We start from the raw sequence: 6,613 nt of genomic DNA on the forward strand, positions 1-6,613 counted from the left end.
CAATCCGTCCTATTTAGCCGTCAATCCGTCCTATTTAGTTCTGGTTAGCCCATACTGGCTATAGCTTTCAGGGGGGTCTAAAAACTCTTTAAAAACCTTTAAAACCTTAAAAAAGGGGAAGAATTTTAAAAGCTTGTGGATAACTTCAAATTTCACTTAATTTTTAAAATTATTTTTTGGTTTTTTATTTTAAAGACAGGAGAAAGAGCTAGAGAGTTTTTAACCTTTAACTTCCATACCAAGCATTAACTAGAAGTTAATATCATCGATAAGGGGTCTATTTGGCTCACTAGAGCTTGAAAGATTGCCTTTAGGTACATTGTTACCTATTTCATATTTAAAGCCCTTTAAACGGCTAATATCGGCTTTCCTAGTCACGTATTTATCAATATCAGCTAAAATTTGCGGTATTCGGTCAGGCTCATGTTCAGCAATAGCCATAAGCATACCCCCAAGCACAAATTTTTGACCGTTGAGAGTCTTATCAATCTGTTTTTTCATTCGATTGGCTTTGTCTAATGCTTCTTGTCTTTTTTGTTCTAGTTTTTTAATATCAGCCATATTACCTACTCCTTGAAAAGTTTTTTAAATGAAAAGAAATATTTTATCCATTTTTAGCTTAGTTGGTGTTGGGTTGCTTTTTTATATTTTGTTTTTTCAAAAGAGCAATCAACAGCAACCGTTGTTTGTATTAATATTAGTAATATTTTTAGTAGTTGCAACATTCTTGAATACAGGTAAAAAAAAGTGAAATAAATATTATGCATAGATAAAAAAACTAATTATTTTAATTGTAGGATAGTTGTGTCCCTCTGACTAAGAGCGAACTTACGAAAACTATGCTAACATTCCACTTTGTTACAGTATAGATAGATTTCATAATTCGCAAAGGGGAAACCCCCTTGACCCCCAAAAAAGAGGCTAGTATGAGTAATTTTATAACTTATAACAATATGATAATAAACGTTGATACTATCAAAATGGTTAAAATGACTCGACCACCTAGTGATGGTAAAGATGGTGATTTTCATCGTATAGAAATTATTAGATATGAAGACGAAGCTATAAGCTTAGCTCCTATTTATAAGGATACTGAGAAAGCAAATGCTATATTTAAAGATATAGCCAAAAACCTTGAGTCAAAAAATCTAACTACAGAAGACTGGTAAATTTGTGGCAATCTACCACCTATCGACTAAGCCAGTATCACGCAGTAGCGGAAGAACCGCCACTGCGTCTATTGCTTATCGTGCTGGTATTGCTATCAAAGATGAACGCACAGGCAAAGAACACGACTACACCAAAAGAAGCGGTGTGGCATACACCCAACTTCACACCCCAAATGGTTTAAAGATTAAGCGCAACGAACTTTGGAACTTAGCAGAAACCACCGAAACGAGAAAGAACAGCAGAACAGCAAGAGAGATAGTCGTTAATCTACCCCATGAATTATCAGGGCGTTTGCGGATGATGCTTGTTAATGACTTCGCTAAGGACTTAGCCAATCAATACGGTGTTGCCGTTGATGTGGCAATACATACGCCTGATGCACAGGGCGACAACCGCAACCATCACGCCCATATCATGTTGACCACACGCAAGCTGGAACGCTTGGAGAGTGGCAGAGTCGCCTTGACCAGCAAATCACAGCTAGAAATGAGCAATACCCAGCTTAAAGAGCGTGGCTTACCTAGTGCTAGGGAAGAACTAAAAGCAATCCGTGAGCAGTGGGCTAATATCACCAATAAGCACCTCAAAGAAGCCAAGATTGATGCCCGAATTGACCATAGAAGCCACAAAGACAGAGGGTTAGAGCAACTACCCACCAAAAAACTAGGTTGGGAAGCGTCAGCCCTAGAACGCAAAGGCATTAAGACCTCGACAGGCGACTATAACCGCAAGGTTGAAGAGTATAACCATGCAATGCAGCAGCTAGCGATTATTGAGAAGAGCCTGAACGCCGTCACAGAGCAGAGAGAACAGAGTAATGACAGACTTAGAGAAGGAATTGAAAGAGCAGTTAAACTTATTGAGAACGCAACACAAAACACAGCTTGGGCAGATAGAAATACTAAGCTCGTCACTCAAGTCGTTGGGGAATGTCAACGAGAGCTTGAGGGAGCAGAACGAGAGATTAACGCTTCAGCTAGCGCAATCGACCAAGCGGATAGAAGCATTGCTAAATATCAACGATCTAAACTAAAAGCAGAACGAGAAGCCCAGCGTCAGCAGCAAGCTAAAGAGCTATTGCTTCAGAAATCACAAGAGCTACAAGCCCAAGCCGTGAAAGGTGAAAAAGCTATAGACGTTTATCACACAAGGCTTGCAGACATTGAAAACCAGTTTGAACAACTAAGCCTTAAACCCCTGAAAAAAGAGTTAGCCGAGCTTCAGCAAGCCTACGATACCGCAAAAAAACCTTTTACTACGAGAGAAAAAACGTGGTCAAAGCAGCAGTTAGAAAAACGGACGGTATTGCGAAGCCTAGAACGCCAAATAAGCGTTAAAGAGGTTCAAGATAGAGGAAAATACAAGCAACACGCTAAAGACTGGATAGCCAAAAACGAACCGCAGACAGTGCAAGAAGCACAGCAAGGTCAACAAGCTATCAAAGAATACAGGAAGCAAACAGAACCCCAAAAGACCCCGCAACAACAGCAAGTTCGTATTGTGCGAGATAATGATAAGGGCATGGAACGATAGTTTTCTATATGTACTAATAGCTTACATTAAACGTACTCACATAAGCGAAAAGTAATAATAAGGAGAGCCACCATGAGGGACAAGACAAAGCAAGGATACCCAACACAGGGCACACTGGATTGGTTAGAGCTGGTAGAGTTGAATGCAAGGTTGATGGGTGAAGATGAGGACTTCAGAGAGCTACAGCTCAAACAAGTATCATCGAGAGCCACCAATTGGGGCAAGGACGCACAGAAGCACGTAGAGCAGCGGATAAGACGCTCACAAGCGCCACACTTAGAAATCAAATAATCAAAAGGGGTGCAAAATGTCTATTTTAAACTCTATTAAAAACCTTCAAGAGTATGGCAACAATCCTAAGAACGGCTACATGAACAACGTATTCTTAGATATTATTCAACAGAAAAAGCGATTGGGTAAATCTTTAAACCAAGAAGAAAGAAATTTTTTAGAACAAAAAACAAGGACGCTAACGCCCTAGCGGTTGTTGGGTAGAGAGATAGCCAGGACATGCGAAAAAGACCGCCTGATCTTGGCTATCTCTCTACCTTGAAAATAACTATAAAGATTTTTCAATCTCTTCAATTTTGGCGTTAATTGTATCTGATTCTACTTGTAACATTGGATTATCTAAATCTAGCTTATGTGCCTTTAAAATAGCTATCACTTGCTGTTTCTCTGTTTGATTAAGCTGACCTAAAACTATAGGATCTGCTGTCATGACTGCTATTTGCGACGCCATTTTATCGTTCATTTTATCAGGATTTTTCTGAATAACTGGTAAAAGGCTAGTTAAGTTTTGTTTGTTTGCAAACATTGCATCATTAAAGAAATTACTTTCTGACTCACTTAAGACGTTGTTTTTATTAAATATGTCTTTTGCTAAAATGGAGGCGTCATCAGGCTTCATAAAAGCATAGCTTTGAAGAGCAGCATTATACAATTCAGGAGGTGTGTTTTTATCACTAATAACCGAATCTACATATTGACTGACCTTTTCCATCTGAACATATACGGATGAACCCCCTATTCTTTGAACCTCTTCATCGGACAACAAATAAGCCTGACTTAGGGTTCGCAAGGCTTCAGACCTTACTTTATCTGACTCCTTATCTGATTTTGCTAAAGCCATCAAATCATCTACATATTCGATAGGTTTTAGAGAAGCTAAAGACTGTAAAGTTGCGATTTTTTCGTCATCAGATTGTGAACTCTGTAATATATTCATTAAAGAAATTATCTTAGATTCCCGACTTTGAACCCCTTGTAGAATAGACTCAACTTTTTTAACAAAAGCATTCATCTTAGGGGTTAATATTTGAACGTTATTCTGTAATGCAGGATTTGTATCAAACTGATTTGATATATCTACTTGAGGTGAACTAAATCTAGTTGTTTCTGAAGGTGTATTGATACCTTCAACAGATTTACTGAAGTTACCGTTGTTGTCTGTTGGCCAGAAAAAATATATCAATCCACTGAGCAAAGCTAAAACAACCAAAATTATTAAAATGAAAATATAATTTCTTTTCATAATCACTCTTTATCAAGGTTTAAGTACGCTCAATTTTTGCATTGCTATAAGCGATGAAAGGATAAATAACATTCAAAGATGATAGTGAACCATTCCCTGTTGCTTGATAGATATAGTTGACAAAGGTGTCACAACGAAAAACAGCATTTACCCGCACATTGCTATAAGTCACACACTGACCCAGCATATTTCGCTTCGTACATTGTTGCTCAATACGCCCAATTTTAGTATTCAGAGGCACTAATGTATAACTTGGACTATATTGAGATTGTGTATTCGCGACAACATTAATAGAGGAAGGGTTTGCAAAATTTGCGTTACCCCTCGCACCCCAGTAACTCGAACTATTTTTAAATTTAGTTAAGGTATTAAATTGAATAACACGACTTTCATTTAACACCTCAACAACTTGTGAACCGTTCCAAGTCCCAATGTGGCCTATAGAACCCAACCCTGTTACAGCAAGACTACGACCAGTAATATCACCTGCTTTTGATGGATTTCCTGCATAAGCTGTTGTAATAGAGATACAAGCGGCAAGAGCAATAACAGAGAACTGAATACCTCTCATAAATAATTTCCTTTTTCTAGTTTCTATGGGATCAGAGGTATTTATATCAGTTAATTAACTTAAGCTCAGTATTTTTTTATGTTTTTTATCACTCTGTTCTTGGCTAACTCTCGACCTTAGAAGCCCCTAAGTATGACTATCAGCCATAAGCTCCCTTATCCGAGCATTAACCGTCTTTCTAGTGTTTATATCTTGGTTTGATAACCAATCAATTACATCATCATCGAGCAGCCTATCTTCGGCTTGTGTGCTTCTTTGATGAGCTTTTTTTAACCGCTGCAAAGCAGGTACTTCAGAAGCTTTTTTAGCAGTAGAGAAGTTAAATTCTTTAAGCATTTTGATACCCCTTTTGTTCATGTCTGTTTGCTTTACGAGCAGAGATTAACCTATAACGAATATCTCTTAAAGTCCATGCCACATAAAGCAGGCGACCGTAAGAACTTACCCCAATAGTAATAAATCGCTGTTCACCATCATAACCCCTAACATCTTCATTAGTAAGAGCATTATCATCGTATAACAAAACGGTTAAAGCCTCATCGAAGCTTACGCCATGTTCTTTAATAACTAATTCAGCTTTTTTGCTATCCCATTCAACTACGATGCCATCAAAAATATTTTCAACAATTGGCAAGATAATTACTCCAATTCACAGTAATTTATATTTTATCGTGGCTATCCCTCGACCTCAACAGTCTAAGTAATCACGTATTGGGCGCTTATTAAATTGTGACGGGTCACGCTTGAGACGATTAATCATCTCAAACTCCCATGCTTGTGAGTTTTGACCAGCTGGACTAGTAGAGCTTACTAGGTGATTGTAGTCTGCTATGAACTGCTGATTACGTGCAATGCGCCCCAGCTGCTTATCATTCAATCCTTCAATGGTGAACATATCTGCTGTATTAACATCACGCTGCACATTCCTATTTGTATCAACTTCTGTCTTTTTCTTCTTAAAATTAAGCTCAAGATGAGTAAATTTACGCCCTGTTTTCAGCATTTTATAAGTTACTTTATAGGGTGATTTTTCATTAATTTCATTGACTGCGGTATCAATTACACGCACCTTTAAATCTTTTGTAGCTTCATATTTATCTCCTAGCGCAAGCATATACCGTAAATCTGTTAGCTTTATTTTTCTATAACCAGTTGACTTGAATTGCATCATAGCTTGATATATACGCATACTATAACTACTGCTAAACCCTGCCACATCCTCAATATTGAATTGTGTGAAATTCTTTCTAAGCTCAGATAAAAATGGAACAATACGTTCATTAAATACTAAACGCACAACAACGTTATCATCATCAGAAGGCATAAGGCTATCCATGAGATTGTAAGCTCTAAGCATTTGAATGTATTTACTATAATCTTCAGGATTAGGATACTTAGCTTTTAGCTTCTCCTCTGCATTTTTATCGTAGCGCAAGACTTCAGAGAGCCAATGAAATTCAAGTTCACCAACCTCTGTATCTATAAATAATGATTTTTTCATTAAATCTTTTGACGCAGTTCGAATTTCCCTCGCTACAGTATCAGGGTGTACGCCAAGCCGTATAAAATCATCTCTTGTAACACAGTAAGCATGTTTAGCGTCCACTGGCTCACCTTTAGGGATTTGTGCCATTGCTGAGAGAATTAAACGCTGTTCATTTACGCTCAATTCATAAGCTGCATTTATAACCGCATTATCCATTACAACTAAATCATTACTCATACTTGGCTACCTCAAATACTTAAATAGGACAAAATTATAACACTGTCCTATTTAGCCGTCAATCCGTCCTATTTAGCCGTCA

Annotated in this window: 10 protein-coding genes; 4 read left to right on the forward strand and 6 right to left on the reverse strand. The window is 37.8% G+C overall.

Annotated features, from left to right (window positions below; translation table 11 throughout):
- Positions 1–249: 249 nt before the first annotated feature.
- Positions 250–561 (reverse strand): hypothetical protein, encoded by a 312-nt coding sequence (locus tag INT03_RS01180; RefSeq protein WP_193007235.1) that lies wholly within the window; start codon positions 559–561, stop codon positions 250–252.
- Between the two features lie 365 nt (positions 562–926).
- On the opposite strand from INT03_RS01180, the gene INT03_RS01185 reads away from it, so the two are divergent.
- The 4 genes from INT03_RS01185 to INT03_RS01200 all read left to right on the forward strand — a co-directional run bounded on the left by INT03_RS01185 (position 927) and on the right by INT03_RS01200 (position 3,184).
- The gene (locus INT03_RS01185) at positions 927–1,169 is read left to right on the forward strand and encodes a hypothetical protein (RefSeq protein ID WP_192529785.1); all 243 of its coding nucleotides are present in this window, start codon (positions 927–929) and stop codon (positions 1,167–1,169) included.
- A 4-nt stretch (positions 1,170–1,173) separates the two neighbouring features.
- The gene (gene mobQ, locus INT03_RS01190; RefSeq protein WP_193007236.1) at positions 1,174–2,703 is read left to right on the forward strand and encodes a MobQ family relaxase; all 1,530 of its coding nucleotides are present in this window, start codon (positions 1,174–1,176) and stop codon (positions 2,701–2,703) included.
- A gap of 72 nt (positions 2,704–2,775) precedes the next feature.
- Positions 2,776–2,994 (forward strand): hypothetical protein, encoded by a 219-nt coding sequence (locus INT03_RS01195; protein WP_193007237.1) that lies wholly within the window; start codon positions 2,776–2,778, stop codon positions 2,992–2,994.
- A 16-nt stretch (positions 2,995–3,010) separates the two neighbouring features.
- Positions 3,011–3,184 carry a hypothetical protein gene (locus tag INT03_RS01200; protein ID WP_193007238.1) on the forward strand — a complete coding sequence of 58 codons (174 nt, stop codon included), beginning with the start codon at positions 3,011–3,013 and terminating at the stop codon, positions 3,182–3,184.
- 78 nt (positions 3,185–3,262) lie between these two features.
- Here the strand turns inward: INT03_RS01200 and INT03_RS01205 are convergent, their stop codons facing one another.
- The 5 genes from INT03_RS01205 to INT03_RS01225 form a co-directional block, all read right to left on the reverse strand.
- Positions 3,263–4,237 (reverse strand): hypothetical protein, encoded by a 975-nt coding sequence (locus INT03_RS01205; RefSeq protein ID WP_193007239.1) that lies wholly within the window; start codon positions 4,235–4,237, stop codon positions 3,263–3,265.
- A 19-nt stretch (positions 4,238–4,256) separates the two neighbouring features.
- Positions 4,257–4,808: a hypothetical protein gene (locus INT03_RS01210; RefSeq protein WP_193007240.1), complete on the reverse strand. Its 552-nt coding sequence runs from the start codon at positions 4,806–4,808 to the stop codon at positions 4,257–4,259.
- A 126-nt stretch (positions 4,809–4,934) separates the two neighbouring features.
- Entirely contained in the window at positions 4,935–5,144 is a 210-nt protein-coding gene (locus tag INT03_RS01215; RefSeq protein WP_193007241.1) for a hypothetical protein, read from the reverse strand.
- Positions 5,137–5,442, reverse strand: coding sequence for a BrnT family toxin (locus tag INT03_RS01220; protein ID WP_198015426.1), 306 nt, complete (start codon positions 5,440–5,442; stop codon positions 5,137–5,139). Before INT03_RS01220 ends, INT03_RS01215 begins: the two co-directional genes overlap by 8 nt.
- Before the next feature lie 54 nt (positions 5,443–5,496).
- Positions 5,497–6,531: a RepB family plasmid replication initiator protein gene (locus INT03_RS01225; RefSeq protein ID WP_193007242.1), complete on the reverse strand. Its 1,035-nt coding sequence runs from the start codon at positions 6,529–6,531 to the stop codon at positions 5,497–5,499.
- Between the last annotated feature and the right edge of the window lie 82 nt (positions 6,532–6,613).

The organism is Psychrobacter sp. PG1, from assembly GCF_014897815.1.
In the GTDB taxonomy this organism is placed as follows: domain Bacteria; phylum Pseudomonadota; class Gammaproteobacteria; order Pseudomonadales; family Moraxellaceae; genus Psychrobacter.

Bases quoted from the DNA above. Each gene is read 5' to 3' on its own strand.
- INT03_RS01180 (WP_193007235.1), bottom strand. From the start codon at position 561: ATGGCTGATATTAAAAAACTAGAACAAAAAAGACAAGAAGCATTAGAC.
- INT03_RS01210 (WP_193007240.1), bottom strand. From the start codon at position 4,808: ATGAGAGGTATTCAGTTCTCTGTTATTGCTCTTGCCGCTTGTATCTCT.
- INT03_RS01225 (WP_193007242.1), bottom strand. From the start codon at position 6,531: ATGAGTAATGATTTAGTTGTAATGGATAATGCGGTTATAAATGCAGCT.
- INT03_RS01185 (WP_192529785.1), top strand. From the start codon at position 927: ATGAGTAATTTTATAACTTATAACAATATGATAATAAACGTTGATACT.
- INT03_RS01195 (WP_193007237.1), top strand. From the start codon at position 2,776: ATGAGGGACAAGACAAAGCAAGGATACCCAACACAGGGCACACTGGAT.
- INT03_RS01215 (WP_193007241.1), bottom strand. From the start codon at position 5,144: ATGCTTAAAGAATTTAACTTCTCTACTGCTAAAAAAGCTTCTGAAGTA.
- INT03_RS01200 (WP_193007238.1), top strand. From the start codon at position 3,011: ATGTCTATTTTAAACTCTATTAAAAACCTTCAAGAGTATGGCAACAAT.
- INT03_RS01205 (WP_193007239.1), bottom strand. From the start codon at position 4,237: ATGAAAAGAAATTATATTTTCATTTTAATAATTTTGGTTGTTTTAGCT.